18 protein-coding genes are annotated in these 20,784 nt (G+C 33.0%); 10 read left to right on the top strand and 8 right to left on the bottom strand.

Translation table 11 applies throughout. The annotated features are described in order from the left end of the window. Positions 1-41: 41 nt before the first annotated feature. Complete coding sequence (locus tag CLU81_RS10225) at positions 42-2,879, bottom strand: TonB-dependent receptor (protein ID WP_099709701.1); 2,838 nt, start codon at positions 2,877-2,879, stop codon at positions 42-44. A gap of 233 nt (positions 2,880-3,112) precedes the next feature. Here CLU81_RS10225 and CLU81_RS10220 point away from each other — a divergent pair, with 233 nt between their 5' ends. The 3 genes from CLU81_RS10220 to CLU81_RS10210 all read left to right on the top strand — a co-directional run bounded on the left by CLU81_RS10220 (position 3,113) and on the right by CLU81_RS10210 (position 6,562). Further along, positions 3,113-3,796 carry a response regulator transcription factor gene (locus tag CLU81_RS10220; RefSeq protein WP_041518469.1) on the top strand — a complete coding sequence of 228 codons (684 nt, stop codon included), beginning with the start codon at positions 3,113-3,115 and terminating at the stop codon, positions 3,794-3,796. 221 nt (positions 3,797-4,017) lie between these two features. Beyond that, the gene (locus tag CLU81_RS10215) at positions 4,018-5,097 is read left to right on the top strand and encodes a cell wall metabolism sensor histidine kinase WalK (protein WP_099709700.1); all 1,080 of its coding nucleotides are present in this window, start codon (positions 4,018-4,020) and stop codon (positions 5,095-5,097) included. 169 nt (positions 5,098-5,266) lie between these two features. Then, positions 5,267-6,562, top strand: a complete 1,296-nt coding sequence (locus CLU81_RS10210) for a porin (protein WP_099709699.1) — start codon at positions 5,267-5,269, stop codon at positions 6,560-6,562. Here the strand turns inward: CLU81_RS10210 and CLU81_RS10205 are convergent. The 5 genes from CLU81_RS10205 to CLU81_RS10185 form a co-directional block, all read right to left on the bottom strand. Beyond that, positions 6,559-7,635 (bottom strand): glycosyltransferase, encoded by a 1,077-nt coding sequence (locus CLU81_RS10205; protein WP_099709698.1) that lies wholly within the window; start codon positions 7,633-7,635, stop codon positions 6,559-6,561. The two genes, CLU81_RS10210 and CLU81_RS10205, sit on opposite strands and share 4 nt — an antisense overlap. A gap of 247 nt (positions 7,636-7,882) precedes the next feature. Next, positions 7,883-8,488 carry a hypothetical protein gene (locus tag CLU81_RS10200; protein ID WP_099709697.1) on the bottom strand — a complete coding sequence of 202 codons (606 nt, stop codon included), beginning with the start codon at positions 8,486-8,488 and terminating at the stop codon, positions 7,883-7,885. Positions 8,489-8,551: 63 nt separating this feature from the next. Continuing rightward, complete coding sequence (locus tag CLU81_RS10195; RefSeq protein ID WP_099709696.1) at positions 8,552-11,977, bottom strand: hypothetical protein; 3,426 nt, start codon at positions 11,975-11,977, stop codon at positions 8,552-8,554. Positions 11,978-12,218: 241 nt separating this feature from the next. Further along, positions 12,219-13,478, bottom strand: coding sequence for an aspartate kinase (locus CLU81_RS10190; protein WP_099709695.1), 1,260 nt, complete (start codon positions 13,476-13,478; stop codon positions 12,219-12,221). A gap of 22 nt (positions 13,479-13,500) precedes the next feature. Further along, positions 13,501-14,022 (bottom strand): GNAT family N-acetyltransferase, encoded by a 522-nt coding sequence (locus CLU81_RS10185; RefSeq protein WP_099709694.1) that lies wholly within the window; start codon positions 14,020-14,022, stop codon positions 13,501-13,503. Between the two features lie 264 nt (positions 14,023-14,286). Here CLU81_RS10185 and fbp point away from each other — a divergent pair, with 264 nt between their 5' ends. After that, the gene (gene fbp / locus CLU81_RS10180) at positions 14,287-15,294 is read left to right on the top strand and encodes a class 1 fructose-bisphosphatase (RefSeq protein WP_099709693.1); all 1,008 of its coding nucleotides are present in this window, start codon (positions 14,287-14,289) and stop codon (positions 15,292-15,294) included. A gap of 165 nt (positions 15,295-15,459) precedes the next feature. Next, a complete protein-coding gene (locus CLU81_RS10175) occupies positions 15,460-15,954 on the top strand; it encodes a hypothetical protein (protein WP_099709692.1) in 495 nt (164 codons plus the stop codon). 34 nt (positions 15,955-15,988) lie between these two features. Here the strand turns inward: CLU81_RS10175 and CLU81_RS10170 are convergent, their stop codons facing one another. Beyond that, positions 15,989-16,420, bottom strand: a complete 432-nt coding sequence (locus CLU81_RS10170; protein ID WP_099709691.1) for a TerB family tellurite resistance protein — start codon at positions 16,418-16,420, stop codon at positions 15,989-15,991. A 169-nt stretch (positions 16,421-16,589) separates the two neighbouring features. On the opposite strand from CLU81_RS10170, the gene CLU81_RS10165 reads away from it, so the two are divergent. The 5 genes from CLU81_RS10165 (at position 16,590) to CLU81_RS10145 (ending at position 19,970) form a co-directional block, all read left to right on the top strand. Further along, positions 16,590-17,183, top strand: coding sequence for a HupE/UreJ family protein (locus tag CLU81_RS10165; RefSeq protein ID WP_099709690.1), 594 nt, complete (start codon positions 16,590-16,592; stop codon positions 17,181-17,183). Between the two features lie 5 nt (positions 17,184-17,188). Beyond that, complete coding sequence (locus CLU81_RS10160; protein ID WP_099709689.1) at positions 17,189-17,620, top strand: dCMP deaminase family protein; 432 nt, start codon at positions 17,189-17,191, stop codon at positions 17,618-17,620. Next, the gene (locus tag CLU81_RS10155; RefSeq protein ID WP_099709688.1) at positions 17,621-19,198 is read left to right on the top strand and encodes a S41 family peptidase; all 1,578 of its coding nucleotides are present in this window, start codon (positions 17,621-17,623) and stop codon (positions 19,196-19,198) included. A gap of 17 nt (positions 19,199-19,215) precedes the next feature. After that, positions 19,216-19,581, top strand: coding sequence for a nuclear transport factor 2 family protein (locus CLU81_RS10150; RefSeq protein ID WP_099709687.1), 366 nt, complete (start codon positions 19,216-19,218; stop codon positions 19,579-19,581). Positions 19,582-19,658: 77 nt separating this feature from the next. Next, positions 19,659-19,970, top strand: a complete 312-nt coding sequence (locus tag CLU81_RS10145; RefSeq protein ID WP_099709686.1) for a hypothetical protein — start codon at positions 19,659-19,661, stop codon at positions 19,968-19,970. Positions 19,971-20,178: 208 nt separating this feature from the next. Here CLU81_RS10145 and CLU81_RS10140 read toward each other — a convergent pair whose 3' ends face one another. Further along, positions 20,179-20,784, bottom strand: a complete 606-nt coding sequence (locus CLU81_RS10140; protein ID WP_099712720.1) for an FAD-dependent oxidoreductase — start codon at positions 20,782-20,784, stop codon at positions 20,179-20,181.

Below are 20,784 nucleotides of genomic sequence, written 5' to 3'. Positions count from 1 at the left end.
CCAGATTTCTGGAGCTTTAGTTGTGTCTATGAGTGATCTAATTAAAAAGTATAACCTACTTTGAAAGAGAAACCAACTCCTTTTTTATAGCTTTGAGCTAATAGAGATTCTTCGGCAACTTTTATAGTTCCATCGTTTCCAAATTCTAATTTTCTTGCAGGATTCAATAAGTTGTCTGCAGTGAATTTTACATCAAAATGCTCTGAAATTTTGCTAGACCAAACAAGATCTAATTGTGATACCGGTAATTCATAAGTATGATCCTGACCGTTTGTTCCTACTGCATAAATTCTTTTTCCAAATACACCGTAAACAAGAGACATAGTGTTTGTCCAGTCTTTTCCTAAATTGAATTCATATTTTAAGTCTGAATTTACTAACCAGTTTGATGCACCTTGTAAATCTCTTGAACCTTTGTGTGTTTCAATTGATGGGTTATTTGTAATTACACCATCTTCATCTATTGAGTTATATCTTGGAGCTATGTTTACTTTTGTAGACATCAAAGTTGTATTTAAACCAAATGAGAATGCTGAAAGACTTTCGCTAATTCTGTTTAATCCAAAAAGAAACTCAGCTTCAATTCCATATAAAGTTGCATTGTCAGAATTTAAGAATGTTGTAACGGTTCCTGTAGTAGCGTTAGAAACAAAAGTTCTTTCAATCGGGTTGTCAAGATATTTTGCAAATGCACCTACAGCAAACATTTCTTTTGAAGAAGGGAATAATTCATATTTTAAATCAACATTATAGTTATCACTGTTTTTTAATATTGAATTTCCTTGTACTGAAGTTCCGTCAGCATTTTGATATGTTATCGGAAAAGATTCCATTATAACTGGTTTTGTGTAAGTTTTACTTGCAGCAAAACGTAGGTTAGATTTTTCATTCATCAAGTATTTTACGTTCAAAGAAGGTAAAACATAAAAGTTGTTGTAGCTAAGTGTTTGAAAAGGAACATCAAAACTATCTAATTTTCTATACTTAGTTTCCTTAGTAGTGCTTTCAACTCTTACTCCTGCATTTACTTCATACTTTTCACCAAATTTCAAAAGTAAATTAGTATATCCTGCATTTGCAGTTTCGTTAAGTTTTACTTTCCAAGTTGAATTAGAGCTTTCTTGAAAAGTTATACTGTTTGCATCAAGAGGATCCGGATTGTTTTTAAGGTCAGTTATCACTTTATCATTGATGTTATTAATACCAGTGATAAATGAAGAACCACCACGGCTGGAAACAAATCGGTAAGAAGATTCCATTCCTGAAGTATTACCATTATAACCAACTGTTAATTTGTTTTGTTTTCCGTCTTTTCCAAATTTAAGGTTGTACTCAGCCATTGCAGATACAAATGAGTTTCCGTCTACAGTAAAATATTGACGTAAAAAGTTATTTGCTCCGTATGAAGTAAGAATGTCTCCATTAGGTTGTGTTATACCTGTGAAAAACTTTCTGTCAGGTTGCTCAAATTTAGTATCAGCATAAGAAACACCAGCTTTTAAAGTTTGATTTTTGTCTTCTGTCAAATTGTATTCACCTAATAACTGAAGGTTCAAATAATCGCTTTTGTCTAATTGGTTAGTACGGATAAATGTGTTTTGAATAGCAGTACCGTTTGATTGACCAAATTGATCTTTTATCGAGTTCAAAGTAGTTTTAATATATAATGTATTAAATGCTAATTTAAATCTGTTTGCGTTGTAGTTTAATCCTACTAATGCTGATGTAGTTGTTTTAAAACGGTAATCAGTCGTTACAAAATTATTAGTATATTTTGATCCTGTACTTTGCAAATCCAAAGTTCTGTCTATACCGTCTCTTATAGTATAATTATTGTCGTAATTAATAGATAATAAATAAGCGAAAGAACGTTGGTTGCTTAAATCAAATTTTTCTGAGTGTAATAAATTTACACTTGAGTTTAAAGGGCTTTTGCTTTTGCTTACATTGAATCCTTTATCACCACTTACTGAGCTTATCGCCTGATCGTTTGTATAAGTGTTTTTTGTAGCAGTTGGACCTAAGAAACTTGGTATCTCTCTGTCTTTTCCATTGAATCCAAAAAATCCTGCAGCACTATCAGCATCGCTTGAAAGTAAAAAATCTTTAAAGCTGTTTCCAGTTGTATATCCAAAACCAAGGCTGATTTTAGTAACACTTTTGCTAGGTTTTGAAGTTTGAATATTAAAAGTTCCTCCGGCGAAATCTCCGTAGATATTTGGGTTGAAAGTTTTGTAAACATCAATCACTCCTACGATATTTGTTGGGAATAAATCTAAAGGAACGATTTTTGAAAATGGATTGTTTGAAGGAGCAGCAAGGTCGTTGATCAATAAATTGTTATAACGATCTTCAAGACCACGAACAAATAAACCTCTTGAACCTACTTTACTGATTCCGGTAATTTTTGTTAAACCTTCCTCAACATCACTTACACCTTTTCTAGACATTTCCTGTGCACCAATACTTTGTTTGATAACAACAGCATTTTTTTGGTCTAGTAATAATGCAGTTTCTTTTTCTTTATTTGCTGTCGATTTTACAACAACATCTTTAAGAGTATAACCTCCCGATGAAAGCACCTGATTAACAGTAACAGTTTCATTTGCTTTAATAGTCACGGGTTTTTCTACAGATTCATATCCAACGAAACTAAAAATAACAGTATAATTTCCTGGATTTACAGTCAACGAATATTTTCCGTCGATGTCAGTGTTTGCGCTAATGTTTGTACCTTTAATTAAAACATTTGCAAAAGGTAACGCTTGGTTGTTCATTTCCTTGTCGGTTAATACACCAGAAATCGTACCTTTGTTTTGTGCGATCGAAATCGTACAGATGAATAATGTGATAAATAGAAATTTTAAATTGAATTTCATTTCAGTGTTGTGTTTAATTTATTTTTGTGCAAAGAAAGAAACGCTGTGTAAAGTTCATGTTAGGTACTCGTTATGTTTTCGTGTCTTGTAGATTATCAAATTGTTACCAAATTAAATTACGGTTAACTGCAATTTTTGACCGTTGTTTTATTAGTATATTTACCATCTCAAATGAAAATCATCGAATGTATAATAAAGAAAATTTGATGTAAGAATCTCAATTTTTGCTATTTATGAAAAAAACACAAACCAAGATTTTATTAGTTGACGATGAACCAGATATCTTAGAAATCGTTGGCTATAACCTTGCTCAGGAAGGCTACCAGATTGTAACAGCTTCAAACGGAAAAGAAGCTATAGCAAAGGCTCAGAAAGAATTACCGGACTTGATTATTATGGACGTAATGATGGCTGAAATGGACGGAATGGAAGCTTGCGAACACATTAGAAAAATTCCTGAATTAAATAATGTTATCATAACATTCCTAACAGCGAGAAGCGAAGATTACTCACAAGTTGCTGGTTTTGATGCAGGTGCAGATGACTATATCACTAAACCAATAAAACCAAAATTATTGGTCAGCAAAGTAAAGGCTTTGTTAAGAAGGTTAAAAGAACAAGAAGTAGTCAGCGACACCTTAAACGTTGGCGGAATCGAGATTAATCGAGAAGAATATAAGATCATAAAAGGCAATGTAGAAATTGCTTTACCAAGAAAAGAATTTGAATTATTTTATCTATTAGCTTCAAAACCAGGGAAAGTTTTCAAGAGAGACGAAATTCTGGATAAAGTTTGGGGTAATGAAGTTGTAGTTGGAGGAAGAACAATAGATGTTCATATTCGAAAACTACGTGAAAAAATAGGAGAAGATCTTTTTAAAACCATCAAAGGAGTTGGTTATAAATTTGAAGTATAATCATTCCGTAAAATTGTGAACCATATAAGTGATATAAGTTCATTTAATTTGTAGTGCGCATATTTTCGTAATCAAAGTTTATCTTTGTCAAAGTTCTAAACTTTGACAAAGATTTTACTTTTTAAGTTCTTTTGTAATTCACACAGTTAAGCTTTATTTCAATGAACTTATATGACTTATATGGTGAAGAAAAATAATCTCTTAATGATTCAATAATTTCAATGAAAATTAATTTTAAAAAAACATACAAATTTGCTATCAAATCGGCATTATATATAAGTCTTTTTGCAACAGGATTTGTACTGATGTTAATGTCATTATTCTATAAAAATCAACTGAAACATCAGGTTGCATTTGGAATAATTTTTATTATATCAATTTATATATTCGCGTTTTTAGTTTTGCAATATCGTGTAGAACGCTTTATTTACAGAAGAGTAAAAAAAATATATGATGAGGTTTCTTTATTAGAATCTACAACACTTATCAATCAGCCTATAACTACAGATATGGAAACGCTTTCGCGTGAAGTAAAGAAGTTTGCGACAGATAAAAAACTTGAAATCGAAATGCTTGAAATTCGGGAACAATACCGAAGAGAGTTTTTAGGAAACGTTTCGCACGAACTTAAAACACCTTTGTTTACCGTTCAGGGTTATGTTTCGACATTGCTTGATGGCGCAATGGATGACAAGAATATCAGAAAGAAATATTTAAAACGTGCCGAAAAAGGAGTAGAGCGTCTTATTTATATAGTAGAAGATTTGGATATGATAACCAAGTTAGAATCAGGAGATTTAGATTTGAATTTTACTGATTTTAATATTGTTGATCTTATTCAGAATGTTTTCGACTTATTAGAAATGAAAGCTGATAAAAAGAAAATCAAATTAGCTTTTGAAAGCAAGAACGTTCAATCCGTAATTGTTCGAGGAGATCAGGACAGAATTCAACAAGTTCTGGAGAACCTTATTGTAAACTCTATTAAATATGGAAAAGACGGCGGTCTGACAGAAGTTGGCGTTGTTAATCTAACCAAGAAAAAAGTCTTAATCAGAATTAGTGATAACGGAGAAGGAGTTGAGAAACAAAACATTCCAAGACTTTTTGAACGTTTTTACAGAGTTGACAAAAGCGGAACCCGTTCTGAAGGTGGTTCCGGTTTGGGATTAGCGATCGTAAAACATATTATCGAAGCTCATAAAGAGAAGGTTTATGTAGAAAGTGAGTTCGGAATAGGTTCGGAATTCTCTTTTACGCTTGAAAAAGCAAATAAAACAATAAAAGCTGAAGTTAAATAATTGTAAGCTACTTTCTGCGGAGTACAGCAAAATAGGGTGTTTTAACATTAGTTAAACATTGGCTGAGAATCCGTAACAATAAATTTTTATTATAGTAACATCTTGTTAATGATTTCTTAACATAGGTGACACATCTTTGCACCTTGAAATTAAGGGAATTAGAGAAAAGATGATAAAAAGAAAATTAGTTGTTGTTTTATTGCTAATATCTTGCGCTGTAAGTGCACAGGATTTGAATAAACAGGATGTAAAAAACGAAGTAATGCGTATTTTAGATTCTATTAATAAAGCAAAACTTCCAGAGACTAAGTCTGGTGGTGGAGTAGAAGAACATTGGTATGACAGGATTTCGTTAAGAGGTTATGCACAAATAAGATACAATGGTTTGTTTTCTACAAATGATAAAGTGTCTTGCGAGCAATGTGACAGATCCTGGGGGACAACTTCTACCGCTCCGGATGCAAAAGCAAACAACGGACTTTTTATCAGACGTGCTCGTTTAGTATTTTCAGGACAGGTACATCCAAATGTGTTTTTCTATTTTCAACCTGATTTTGCGAGTTCACCAGCTACAGGAATCCAAAATTTCGTTCAGATTCGAGACTTGTATTTTGATCTTTCATTTGATAAAAAGAAAGAATATCGCGTTCGTGTTGGGCAAAGTAAAATTCCATATGGTTTCGAAAACATGCAATCCAGTTCACAACGTTTGGCTTTAGACAGGAATGATGCAATGAATAGCGCCATCTTAAATGAACGTGATTTAGGAATTTTCTTTTATTGGGCACCAGCCGAAATTAGAAAACGTTTTGAAATGTTGGTGAAAGATGGTTTCAAAGGTTCGGGGGATTATGGTGTTTTTGCTTTTGGTGTTTACAACGGGCAAATTGCCAATAAACTGGACGGAAACAGAGATCTGAATGTCGTTGCCAGAGTAACATATCCATTCGTAATAGGAAGTCAGATTATTGAACCGGGAATTCAGGCTTATACAGGAAAATGGGCTTTTACCGGAGAAATTTCACCAGGAGTAAAAGTAAATGACCCACAATATGTAAAAGACCAAAGAGTTGGAGCAACATTTGTTTTGTATCCAAGACCATTTGGAATCCAAACAGAATATAATATTGGAAGAGGACCACGTTATAATACACTTACAAATACCGTTGATGAAACAGATTTAGATGGAGGTTATGTATTGTTGAATTACAAATTAGATTTTAAAAAACAACATATATATCCTTTTGCAAAGTTTCAATATTATGACGGAGGGAAAAAATATGAGAAAGATGCCCGTAGTTATGTTGTTAGAGATTATGAAGTTGGTATAGAATGGCAACCAATCAAAGCCTTCGAACTTACAGCCGAATATGTAATTGCTGACCGTACTTTCGAAGACAGTGCATTGCCAATCAACAGACAACAAGGAAATTTATTGAGACTTCAGGTTCAGTTTAATTTCTAATTTTTGTCCTCGAATATAGAAAATAAATTATCCCAGTCAATATCTTCATTGAATTGAGTTAAACCTTTAAACGACTTTACTTTTGAAAGATCTTCAATGGTAAAGTCGTCTTGCATTGCATAAGGTACCAAATTCTCTTCCTGAAGTTTTATCGCCAAATATTCTTGTTCATATTGTCCCGGAGTAGGAATAAAAAAAGCCTTCATACCCAATTTTGCCAAATCCATTACTGTTGTATAACCTGAACGACATAAAACAAACTCACTTTCGTTGAATGTTTGTTCCAATTGCTTAGAATTCATGAAATTGTAATAAGTAACATTTCCGTTTTGCCATTTGTTTTGTGTTTTCTCCACAATACCTTGTACAAATACAACTTTACCTTTATAGTTAACAATTTCTTTCTGTAGCTTTTCATCCAGAAAAGTTCGTTGCGGTTCCGGTCCTGACAAAATGATCATCAAATCATAAGTTTTCGGAATATCTTTTTTGCGCATTCTGCTCAACGGACCAATATACTTTAAGTTAAGATCATTTGTTTTAAGATGACCAAGATCGCCCGTCAAATTCACTTTCTCATTAGTATCCGGAACCCAGCATTCAGCATATTTTTTTATAACATGTTGATGACATTTACTCGTAAACCAAGTTGTATTTCCTGTCATAACATTCAACTGATGCGTCATAAATACAGAAGGCACTTTTTTGCTAAAAACCCCTAATCTATTGTCCGAAATAATACCATCAATTCCATGTTTTTTTATCCAGCCGTTTACCATTTTTTTCTCATCAAGAATAGCGACAATCATTTTAGGTAAATTCTTAATCAGTTTCCACTTAAAATTTTTACCATTCTTTGCATATTCAATATGATAAGAAGGCAATTCCAGCGTCTGTACATAAGGAAATTCTTTGCGTAACAGCGCCAGTGCAACTCCATCAGAAGCGATTATTGGAATATAATTGTTTTCTTGAAGCGCTTTTATAATTGGGATGCATCTTGCGGCATGGCCTAATCCCCAGTTTAGTGGAGCAACTAAAATTGTTTTGTTCGCAGAATAGTCAATGCTCATAGTTTAACGCTTTTTAAAAACGAAGATAAAGAAATATGTTTTCTATGATATTTCAGGCGTATTACTAAATTATTAAACTCTATATTCAGGTTTAAAAGGCGTTTTCGGACAAAAAAGTTTAAAAATAGTCCAATTTCTGACGTAAGGTTATTTGTATGTTAACGACTAATTTGTCGTCAGGAAGGTTTTGTGCATAAAAAAAGGAACTATATACTATAGTTCCTTCTCATATATTGGTATGAAATTATTATTTGTCTTGAATATAAGTTTTGTTTCCATTAGAGTTAATGTAGTATCTACCACCTTTTGGTCCCGTGTAAACTTTTTTTCCATTGTATTCTCCAGTAACTTTATCAGCTACTTTTGGAGCTTTTTCATTCGTTTCTTTTAATGTTTTAGAAGCGCTTGTTTTAGCAGAAGTTGCATCTTTTGTTGCCTTTTTGCTTGCTGCGTCTGCTTTTGCAGCTGTTTTAGTTGCATCAGATTTTGCGCTTTCAGCTTTTGAAGTTGCTTTTTTTGCTTTCGCAGAAGCGTCAGTAGCATCAGCACTTGCTTTTTTAGCTTTAGCAGTTTCTTTTTTCGCTGTCGCCGAAGCATCGGCAGCGGCGTCGCTTGCAGCTTTTTTAGATTTAGCCGTTTCTTTTTTTGCTTTTGTCGATGCTGCAGTAGCATCGTCTGCTGCTTTTTTAGATTTTGTGGCTTCTTTTTTTGCATCAGCTTTTGCTTTAGCAGCATCAGACTTCGCTTTTTTAGCTGAAGCTTCCGTTTTGCTCTTAGTAGTTTTAGCCGTTTCCTGAGCATAGAAATTAGAAGAGAAAACAACTAGAAAACAGAGTAATAATAATTTTTTCATAAGGTTTAAAATTTAAATTTCAATTAAAATTAATCAATTTATTGTAATGTTTTTCGTTAACTGTTAAAAATATGCACGCAACTGAATGTTTCCTGTATGAACCGTCGATCCCGTCTCACTTTTTCGTCCCTGATAGTTCAAGTTAACATCCAGAAATTGTGTTATGTTCTTCTGTAATAGAAGCTTCCATACTAAATTTTGCCCTTCCTGAAGTCCTTCCAACATCTGAAATCCTACAGATGAAAATTCATTTCCGGTGAATTTATTTTGATAAAAAGAAAACTCGCCATTCAGCGTTATCTTCTTTTCGCCGGCAAAAGAAAAAGAAGTTCCGAGTCTGTTTTGAACAAGTGTTTCAAAATTCCCTATTTTGTTTTCTTTATTTTGAAATTCATAGAAGAAATCTAAACTCGTGTTTTTCGAAAATAAATAACTCACTTTTGGCGCTACTTGATAGCCTTTTAAATCGTAATTCTTTTCGACAAAATCTTCAGAAACCAAATTGGTTTTAATCGTTTTGGTAAAGAAATTAAACAACCAGCTTTTTTGATATAAATGTGTGTATTGCAATTGATGCGAACTGTTTTTGACATTTTGCGAACCTATAGAAAGCAGATTTTTCCCTTTATTAATAAGATAAGTATACGTTACAGAGTTTTTCTGTTTCCCACGATTGTAATACAAGCTGTTTCTAAAACTCGAATTTAATCCCAAAATATTCTCTTCAGAGGAGTTAAACGGATTCAATTCTAAACGTTCGCCCTGACTTTTTACTTTTCGATCCATAATAAAAGAAGTCTGATTATAGAAATAGGAAAGTACCTTTTTGTAACCCGTTTCATTTTGCCATTGCAATGGATTCAAAGCAATAGATTGCGAAAATTTATTCTGATTCGTTTTGATGTAAATCTGATTGGGTAAAAAGATTCGAATATATCGTGCCTGATCTGCAAAGGCAGCAATTTCAAATTCCTCCAATTGCTGAACTCCATCGGCATTATAATCATTCCAGGTATAAACTCCCTGACCAGTTGGAACTTCTATATACGTAAATTCTTGTTGCGCAATAGTTCCGGAACTGGTTTCGTAAGTACTACCAATTTGCATCAATTGATTAAAAAACCGATCGTTGTAAAGTATTCTTGAGTTTAGAGAAGGCTCATTTTTTCGGGCTGAATCTGTAAAATCTAAATTTCTATAACTGGCATAAACCGCTAAATCTGTTTTTTTATTCTGAATCAATTTAGACTTTAAAAAATAGGTTTGTGAATTGTTCACATGTTGTAATAAACCATTTTGCAAACTATCATTTCGGCGTTGTAAATAGCCTATTTCGACAAAAACTTTAGTACTATCTCCGCGGCCAATAAATGCACCATATTCTGAGAATCTTTGGCTTAAAGCCGAAAATTGATTTGTGACTTTATCCCGTTGCTGATTGTCTTCGATTTGTAGACTTGCACCAACCCAGTTTTTACCAAAATGGTACTTAGTTCTGGTTTGATTTCGAATAAATTTTGAAGTCGAAGTTGTTGCATCTGAATTTAGAAAACTTCCCTGATTTTCAATCGTCCATTGTTTCAGTTTGAAAAGAGCCGTTGTTGTATGTCTCGCTCCGGAATAACTTTCGGAATAATCTAATTTCTCAAACTGATAAGTAAATAAACCAATGTTTGAGGTTTGTTGTTTTGCAAATAAATTAAAGTTCAAACCTGTAGCCAATAAACTTTGATTGCCCAAAAGAGTAGCATTTAAATTCCAATCGCGGCTAAATTCGATATTGTATAAACGCTCGACAGATCTAAAATCTTCCTGAACAAATTGATAATTTGCAAAAGCATCCAAAGTCCAGTTTCTGGTAAAAAGGCGTTTTTTGATATTTGTTTTCAAAGCAACTCCGCTATTATCGCTGTCATCAATGTTCGAAAATAAGTTTTTATCATTATTACTTATCGCAACTTCAAAGTCAACCGAGGTTTTTTCGTCAGGATTGTATTTTCCTAAAAAAGTGGCTACTTGCAATTTTATAGGCGCAACCAATTGTACAACAGGTTCATAATTTCCTTGTAAAATGCCATTAACAGGCGCCACATATTCATAAATACGTTCGACAGAATTATTATTCTGAATGATATAATTTCCGGCATTATTGCCAACAAGACTAAATTTTACATTGTATAAAACGCTAGTTGCATCTTTAGAATATTCATAAGCTTCAACAGAATTTACGAGGATTTTTTTATATAAAATTTTATTATCGGCATAAGTATCTTCATAAGCAGAAGGCGCTTTCATTAAATTTGGATCGTCGCCCGCCTGACTTAAAATCTGAACCTGTTCTGTAGAAAGATTTTGTTGCAAAGGCTGATTTTTCATGTCATTTTCAGAATACAAATAACCGCCAAAACTCCAGTTTTTATTTTCATGAGTTGCTCCGGCATACGTCACGATTCGGTTGTAATTTCGATCTGAATATTGATATTCGATATTGATTCGCATTTCAGATGTAATCGTAAAAAGTGAAGTAAAAGTAATTTCACCAGCATTATAATCAATCACATAATCGTTGTTTTCACCACGTTTTAGCAAAACACCATTTACGTAAACACGTTCAGAACCTGAAATTACCAGAACATATAATTCGCCATTTTGACCTTTTAATTTATAAGGTCCCTGATTTCCTTCCTGACCTGTAAAAGTGCTTTTGGCATATTGACCTTTTGCAAATGCAATAGAAGCAAAGATGTTGGTTTTACTTTTATCCGTATCAAAATCAAAACTTGCAGAAATTCCCTGAACTTTTTTATTGAAACTTAGAAATTGAGTTTTTCTGTTTTCAAGGAAAACATCTCCCGCGCGAATGTTCCAGTCGTCGCTAAAAAGTTCCATGAAAATATTGTCAAACTGATCCAGTTTCTGCGAATAACCGCCATCTTGCAGCGGAATATTATTGTCCTGAAGTGAAGCTCGTAAACTAACCTTATCAGATATTTTTCCGGTAATTTGCAAATCCAGATAAGAGTTCAAAACCGTATTTTGATTGTTTCCAACGGTAACGCCACGAGTGATACTTCCGGAAGTATTAAGACCGTCAAACGGAGTTACTTTTTTAGTGCTTTTATTGTCGATTTTGTATAATTTCTCAGAACCAATATCGTTTGTAACAATTTGGTTTGATTTGTAAAGACTATATTCTTTGGTAATAAAATCAGGGTATTTTAAGTAATTGACAATTAAAGTATCTGAAGCCAGTTTTTCATTGAAAAGTAAGGTTCCTTTTTGGAAATTTATCTTGTAAAAAGTCGAATCTAAAACTTCATTTTTAGTATTCAGAATCTGAAAATAACTCGAATTAATACTAAATTCTTCCAGATAAATAGTGTCGCGGGTTGCAATTACTTTTTTAGTTTTGTACGATGATTCCGTTTCCTGAGCCTGAAGACCAGAAAACCAAATAAGCAACGTCAAAAACAGTAATTTTTTCAGCATAAAGACTTTAACTCTAAAAAGCCAAAAGTAGTATTTATAATTGGGAAATAATGTGAGGGATATTTTAGTTTTACCATTGAATTAGAACGCTCAATTATTGATTCTTCCTGTTCGGATAAAGGAATTAAGAGGAAGTAGTTTAACGATTTAGAAAATGGTAAAAACTAAAAAAGGCTTTACAATCACGTAAAGCCTTTTTAGGAAATATATTGAATTAATACAATTAACTTATAAAGAAGATTTAGTTAAGTTCTTTAGTCACAATTTGCATCGTTTCTCTACTTACTTGTTTTAGTAAAACTTCTTTGTTGTCTTCTACCGTTTGTGCAGCTTGTTCTGTAAAGTGACGAATAGTATATAAAGTTACATTCTCACTGTAATCTACTTTGAATTTTTTCGAAAGGATCGCGTTCAAATCACTGAAGTTTTCAAATTTATCTTCCACACAAACAGAAAAACTAATAGCAGAGTTCTGAATCAGGTTTACTTTAATTTTGAATTCGTGGAATAAAGCAAAAATCTCACTGATATTTTCTTCCATTATAAAAGAGAAATCAATTGATGATAGCGAAATCAAAAGCTGATTTCTTTTCACAATAAAACAAGGATATTGTGGCTCCAAATCAACACCTTTAGAAACACAAGTTCCTTTTAATAATGGGTTGATAAAAGATTTTACGTATAACGGAATTTCTTTTTTCTGTAATGGTTGTAATGTTTTCGGGTGAATTACCGTTGCGCCATAAAATGCTAATTCGATTGCTTCACGATACGAAATTTGATTTAACAAACTTGCATTTTCAAAATAACGAGGATCGGCATTCATAACTCCCGGAACATCTTTCCAGATTGTTACACTTTCGGCATTTAAGCAATAAGCAAAAATTCCGGCTGTATAATCAGAACCTTCACGACCAAGAGTTGTTGTAAAGTTGTTTTCATCAGCACCCAAAAATCCCTGAGTAATATTTAATATTTTTCTCGGAACATTTTTACTGATTAATTGTTGAGTTGTTTCCCAATCAACTTCGGCATCTCTGTAATTTGCATTTGTTTTAATGAAATTACGAACGTCCAGCCATTGCGTTTGGATTCCCATAAAATTCATGAAGTGACTTAATATTGTAGTCGAAATCAATTCTCCAAAACTTACAATCTGATCGTAAACAAAATTGTAATTAGGAGATTTATTATGTGCCAAAAAGTATTCTAACTCTGAAAATTGAGCAGTTACAGCAGCAAAAACGGCATGTTTCTCATCTTCGAACAAATCTAACAAGATTTGATTGTGATATTTTTTTATATCCTGTACAGATGCATTTAACTCTTCTGATTTATCAAAATAATTCTTGATAACAACTTCAAGAGCATTTGTGGTTTTTCCCATAGCCGAAACCACCAAAATCACATCTTCGTAACCTACTTTTTGTAAAACGTCATATACGTTTTTAATTCCATCGGCATCTTTAACTGATGCTCCACCAAATTTAAATACTCTCATTTTTAATTTTAGATTTTAGATTTCAGATTCGGGGTTTGAAAAGAAATCGGGTAATTTTTTTATTTTCTAAAAACGAATTAATTCCTGCTTCATCCATTTGAACAACTCTCCATTCTTCGAGAATCTTTGCGCCTGAATTCTCATAGAATTTAACCGCTGGAGTATTCCAATCCAGAACATTCCAGTCAATTCTTCGTACGTTATCTCTTTTTCCTTGTTTCATAATCTCAGAATAAAGTGCAGATCCTAATCCGGTGCCGCGCATTTTTTCCTTGACAACTAAATCTTCAAGGTGTATTGTTTTTCCTTTCCAGGTAGAATATCGGTAATAATATACTGCCATTCCAACAATTTCTTTTTGTTGTTCGTCATTTTCAATTTCTGCTACAAAAACATGAAATAATGGTTTTTCTCCAAAACCGTCACGAACTAAATCTTCCTCAGTTATTACAACGGCATCAGGTTCTTTTTCGAATATTGCCAACTCCTGTATTAATCCCAAAACTGATTTCATGTCTTCAGGATTTCCTTTTCTAATATTCATATTATGTGCAATTTATTTTTTGGTCGTATATGTCTTGCTTTTTTCGATTTAAGGTGTTTATTTCCAGAAATGAATCTTTTAGAGCAATTTCATATATTCTTATTATTAATTAGTTATAAGCTAAAAAAGTATGTTTTTTACGTGTACTTTTTGACTTTAATTAGCAAATATACAATAGTAGCAAACTAACGAAATAATTTTTAAATCATTCTCACAAAAAAAACGATATTTGTGACTTAAAAATAAAACTACAACGATATAGTAATGGAAGAACGCAATAAAACACTAGGAGAGTTTATTATTGAGAACCAAAAAGCATTTCAGTATTCGTCGGGGGAGCTTTCCCGAATCATTAACTCTATACGTTTGGCGGCAAAAGTCGTAAACTATAAAGTAAACAAAGCTGGTTTAGTGGATATCATTGGCGCTGCAGGCGAACAAAATATTCAGGGCGAAGACCAGCAAAAATTAGATGTGTATGCAAACGAAGTATTTATCCAGACGTTAATAAACCGTGAGATTGTCTGTGGAATTGCTTCAGAAGAAAACGACGATTTTATAACTGTTCAGGGGAGCGACAACAGTCATAATAATAAGTACGTGATCTTAATGGATCCGCTTGACGGATCTTCAAACATTGATGTAAATGTTTCTGTGGGAACTATTTTTTCTGTTTTTAGAAGGATTACTCCAATTGGAACTCCGGTAACAAGCGAGGATTTTTTACAACCGGGAATCAATCAAGTTGCAGCAGGTTATGTAATTTATGGAACTTCGACAATGTTGGTTTATACAACCGGACATGGCGTAAACGGATTTACTTTAAATCCGGCAATTGGAACATTTTACCTTTCACATCCAAATATGAAATTCCCTCAAAACGGAAATATATATTCAGTGAATGAAGGAAATTATGTTCACTTTCCGCAAGGCGTAAAAAACTACATTAAATATTGTCAGCGAGAAGAAGAAGACAGACCTTATACTTCAAGATATATTGGAAGTTTGGTAGCAGATTTTCATCGAAATATGATCAAAGGAGGAATTTATTTATATCCAACAAGTTCAAAAGCGCCAAAAGGGAAATTACGTTTATTATACGAATGTAATCCGATGGCATTTATTGCAGAACAAGCTGGAGGAAAAGCAACAGACGGATTTGGTAGAATTATGGAAATCCAACCAACAGAATTACATCAAAGAGTTCCGTTTTTCTGCGGAAGTTATAATATGGTCGAAAAGGCAGAGGAATTTATGGCGGAAGCGCTTTAGTTTTCAGTCGCAGTCTCGTTTTTCAGTCTCAGTTCAAACCCGACAGGTTTTTAAAACTGTCGGGTTTATTTTTAATCTCAGTTTTCAATGAAGTAGTTATTGTTTATAGCTTTTTTTAATAATTTATTTGTGTAAGATTTTTATATATTTAACAAAAATATATTTATGAGAAAAATTGCTGTAATACTTTTGTTAGTATTGAATATTACAACTTCTTGTTCATCAGATGCAGATGATAAAGCAAGTGTGACTTCATCGATTATCATTGATGGAAAAAGTTTTGTGCCAACCAAAGGAGTTTATTTCTATAAAACGGCAAGTTTTGACACACAGAAAAGTGTCAATTTTGTAATTTCAAACGAAAAGGGAGAGACTTTTTATATTGATATCTCTTTTCCAGCATCTCAAAAAGATTTGAATGGAATTTATGATTTTGGACCGGGAACAGCAGATAAGCTTTTGGTAAGTTGTGAATTAGTAACAGCAACTACGAGATATCCTATATTAGGTTATACTTTGAAAATTACAGATTTAGGTAATTCTAACTTTAGTTTTGTGTTTACTCAACCTGTTGCAGCTTTTGATGTTGTTAAAAATAAACAAGTCACTTTTAAAGGAGGATTGGAAGGTCAATTTAAATTGACAGAAGTAAAACAATAAAAAAAAGCTCCAATTAAAATTGGAGCTTTTTTTATTATCTATTCATGTTTTCCATTTCGAAAAGGAAAGTATCTAAATCTACTTTTTTGTCAACTAACGACAATGCTTTTCTTACGATATAATCAATATTTCCAGGAGTAAATCCTAAAGCCAATCCCATACGTCTTAGCATTATTTCTTGTTGGTCTCCCAAATGATGATCTACGTGAACCATTCTTGCCAAATCATACAAACGCTCTAAACGTTGTGCATATAAGTAAGGCGGGTTTATCGCATGTTGCCACGGATCTTTAAGGATTTCCTTATATTCGTCTTCTGAAATTTCTAATCTTGAAGCTAATTTGTCTAAAAAAGCTTGCTCTTCGTCATTAATTTTTCCGTCAGCAAATGCGACACGCACAATTGCAGAGAAATGACCTCTGTTTCTTTGTTTGAATTCGTTATCAAATAATTCTGAAAATGGCATAATTAATTAGGTTTTTATCGAACAAAGATAAATCTTATTTTAATTTAACATTTTAAATTTCTCATAAAATTTAACTTATTTTTCTCTGCGGTTTTAAGAGTTGACTTTGTTGGTTTTTCAAAATAAATCGTAAGTTTACAACCCCTAATCAATTAATATTATTGCCCCTATGTCAGATTTTTGGATTTATTTTCAAATAGGATTGAAGCACGTTCTTGATATTCATGCTTACGATCACGTTCTTTTTTTAATCGCATTAACAACACCTTATTTGTTTAAAGACTGGAAACGCATTTTGCTTTTAGTTTCTGTTTTTACAATAGGCCATACATTAGCTTTATTGCTTTCGGTTTACGGAATCATTGCTATAAAAGTCAATATTGTGGAGTTTTTAATTCCGATTACGATTTTAATAACGGCTGTTTTTAATCTCTTTACAGCAGGGAAAGCATCTAAGAACGATGGTATAAATTTATTGTTTTTTGTGACCTTGTTTTTTGGGATTATTCACGGACTTGGATTCTCTAATTATTTTAAGACAATTTTAGGAGGATCAGCAAATTCAAAATTACTACCTTTAGGAGAATTTGCGCTAGGTATCGAAGCGGCACAATTAGTAGTTGTTTTTGTAGTTTTGGTGATATCATATATAGTACAAACTGTATTTCGTTTTTCAAAACGCGACTGGGCGCTTGTAATGTCGGCTTTTATCATTGGTGTTGTAGTTCCAATGATCATCGAAAGCCCAATTTGGAACAGATAAAATAAATGGAGATAAAAAAATTAAATAAATACGATAAAGCGTATTTGCGCATTGCAAATGAGTGGAGTTTGCTCTCTTATTGTAAGCGAAAAAAAGTTGGAGCTATTATCGTAAAAGACAGAATGATTATTTCTGACGGATATAATGGCACGCCATCCGGATTTGAAAATTGCTGTGAAGATGAAGACGGATTAACACGTTGGGATGTTTTGCATGCCGAAGCAAATGCGATTTTAAAAGTTGCCCGATCAACTCAGTCTTGCGAAGGAGCAACATTGTACATCACATTGTCGCCATGTAAAGAATGTAGTAAATTGATTCATCAATCCGGAATAAAAAGAGTGGTTTACCACAACGGATATCGCGATGATTCCGGGATTCAGTTTTTATTAAAAGCAGGTGTTGAGGTTGAACATATTCCTGTTTTAGAAGAGTAAATGAAATTTAATCTAAAATATTTGCCAATCGTTATCGGAGCTACTTTTGCTCTTGGAACCGTACTCGGAAGCAGAATGAATGCGCCCGTTGATGATCAGCTATTGGCTAAGAATTACTCTAAAACCAAGCTGAATAAACTGATTGATTTTATCAATAACGAATATGTTGATAGCATCAATACAGATTCTATTGTGAACTTAACCGTAGATAATATTTTATCAAAATTAGATCCACATTCTGTATATATTCCACCAACGGAACAAGCAGAAGTTGCCGAAAGTATGAAAGGTGATTTTGTGGGTATCGGAATAAATTTTTATATGTATAAAGATTCTGTTGCGATTATAAAACCTATCGAAAACGGACCTTCGGCGAAAGCTGGAATAAAATCCGGAGATCGAATTTTATTTGCCGGAAAAACCAAATTGTTCGGTAGAAGTTTGCCTTCGGATAGTTTGTTTTCGAAATTAAAAGGAAAACAAGGAAGTGAAATCGAACTGACTGTTTTTAGAAAATCAGAACAAAAGAAACTTAAATTTAAAGTAAAAAGAGATATTATTCCAATCAAGAGTGTTGACGCTTCTTTGATGCTGGGAAATAATACGGGTTATATAAAAATCAATCGTTTTGCTGAAACTACTTTCGACGAGTTTAAAGCTGGCCTAAACAGATTGAAACAAAACGGAATCGAATCATTGGTAATTGATCTTCGTGACAATGGCGGTGGTTATATGGAAGAAGCTATTGCGATTGCCGATGAGTTTTTGAAAGATAAACAGTTAATCGTTTTTACCAAAAACAAAAATGGTACTACCGAAAAAACATATGCTACAAAAGCGGGAAGTTTTGAAACTGGAAAAATATATGTTTTAATCAATGAAAATAGCGCTTCTGCAAGTGAAATTTTAGCTGGAGCACTTCAGGATAATGATCGCGGAGTTATTGTTGGACGTCGTTCTTTTGGAAAAGGATTGGTACAACGCGAAATGGATTTCAATGATGGATCTGCGGTTAGACTAACTGTAGCAAGATATTACACACCAACCGGAAGATCGATTCAGAAACCTTATAAAAAAGGAAACGAAGAATATTTTAAAGAATCAGAATCTCGAATTAAATCGGGAGAACTTTATGCAAAAGACAGTATAAAAGTGGCAGATTCCTTGAAATTTAAAACTCCAAAAGGCAAAATCGTTTATGGAGGCGGCGGAATTGTTCCGGATATTTTTGTGCCAATTGAAGCTGAACATGGGAACGAGAATGTCGCTTATTTACTTCAAACAGGAATTGTTGGTCATTTTGTTTTTGAAGAATTAGACAAAAATAGAAGCGCTTTTTCAGGTCTTCATTTTAATGAGTTTTTGAATAAGATGAAAACTTCTGATGTGTATTTCAAAAAGTTCAAAACCTATGTTTTATTAACTGGTTTAGATCTGAAATTAGATAAAACCAAAGCTTTGGTAAACCGTTATATTACTGCAGAATTTGCCAGACAATTGTATGGTGAATTGTATTATTATGATGTGATTTTGAAAGAAGATGCGATGATCAAAGCAGTTTTGAATCCGAAAAAGTAACTTTAAATCATTTTCATATGAGAACAGAAGACATTGTGAATGCTGAGATTGAACTTTTGACCGCAATTAAAAATGCTGATGTTGCTGCTTTAGAGAAAATACTCCACGATGATTTACTATTCAATTTGCCGGACGGTCAAACAATTACCAAAGAGTTTGATTTGAATTCGTATCGTTCCGGAAAAATGAAGATTGATGCATTAGAAGCATCCGATCAAATTATTAATATAATTGGTGATTCGGCTGTTGTTAGTGTCATGATTTCGCTAAAAGGAACTTACGACAATAATGCTGTAAATGGTACGTTTCGTTATATCAGGGTTTGGAAACAATTCGGCGAAAGCCCAAAAGTAATTGCAGGAAGCTGTATTCAATTACACTAAAATAATTAATAATAATTTAAAACAAACTTGTAGAGTCTTGCGGAAAACCTTGCGAGCTTTGCGGTTAAACTATAAATATGAAAAATCTAAAAAGAATAAGTCTTTTATTGGTGTTAATGGCTTTTGTAATTTCTTGTGCTTGTATGAAAGATAAAAACGCGATTTCAGGAAAAGTAATCTCTATTGAAAACGGAAAAGATGGTTACACTGCCAAAATCAATACGGATAAAAACGAAGTTTATTTTGCAACAATTAGTATTGTAAATCTTGGCGGACCTGAGAAATTCAAAAGATTTAAAGAAGGTGATGAGGTTTCGGTAAAAGGCGAAATCTGGAAAACAGACACCGAGAAACATATCAAAGTAAAAGAAATTGTTTCAGTAAAATAAGGGTTTAAATCATATAAGTTATATAAGTCCATTTAAAGCATTGCGCATAATTAAGCGGATTTGTAGAGTTTATTAAAGCGGAATAAAACTCTTACTTTACGATAGAAAAAAAAATAAACCATATAAGTTATATAAGTCAAATTAATGCATCGTGCATATTAAATGAACTTATATAAATTATATGGTTTAATAATTTTATAGTAAAACTTTATCTAATGCTGTCGTGAGCGTGAGTTTGAACGCCGTTATTCCATAAAGTTAGAATATCTGTAGCTACAGCAGCACCACTTCCGGCAGCGATCGCTAATTGGCTTCTCCAACCAGCCAAAGTTCCAATAACATAAATGCCATCATCTACTTTGTGATCGTCGTTTTTAAGCTGAATACGTTGTTTTTCTGGAAGTGCTTTTTTATGCGGTTCAATATATTGCATTAAACCTTCAATGTCAAAAGTATTGGCAGAACCAATTCCAACAACGATATTTTTTGTTTTGTAAGTGTCTTTATTGGTAGTTACAGTAAATTCAGGATAAGAACCCTCAACTTTAACCACTTTTTCGTTTGGTATTTGTATAATGTGCGGATAGCTTTCGGCTAAATGCTCCGTACTTTCAGTTAGCAATTCTGAGCCTAATTTGCCTGGAGTAATGCCATAAGCATTGTAAAAGATTGCTTCTTGTAAAGAAGAACTTTTTTGATGTGTAAAAACACCGATTTTTTTATCGGTAGCAAAAGCTTTGTTTTTGGCAGATCCTAAAACCAGAGCACAAGACATACTCGAAACACCACCGCCAATAAGTAAAACGTCAAACAT

The sequence above is a fragment of the Flavobacterium sp. 9 genome (genome assembly GCF_002754195.1).
Classification (GTDB): Bacteria; Bacteroidota; Bacteroidia; order Flavobacteriales; family Flavobacteriaceae; genus Flavobacterium.
This window is presented reverse-complemented; position numbering and strand designations above follow the sequence as displayed.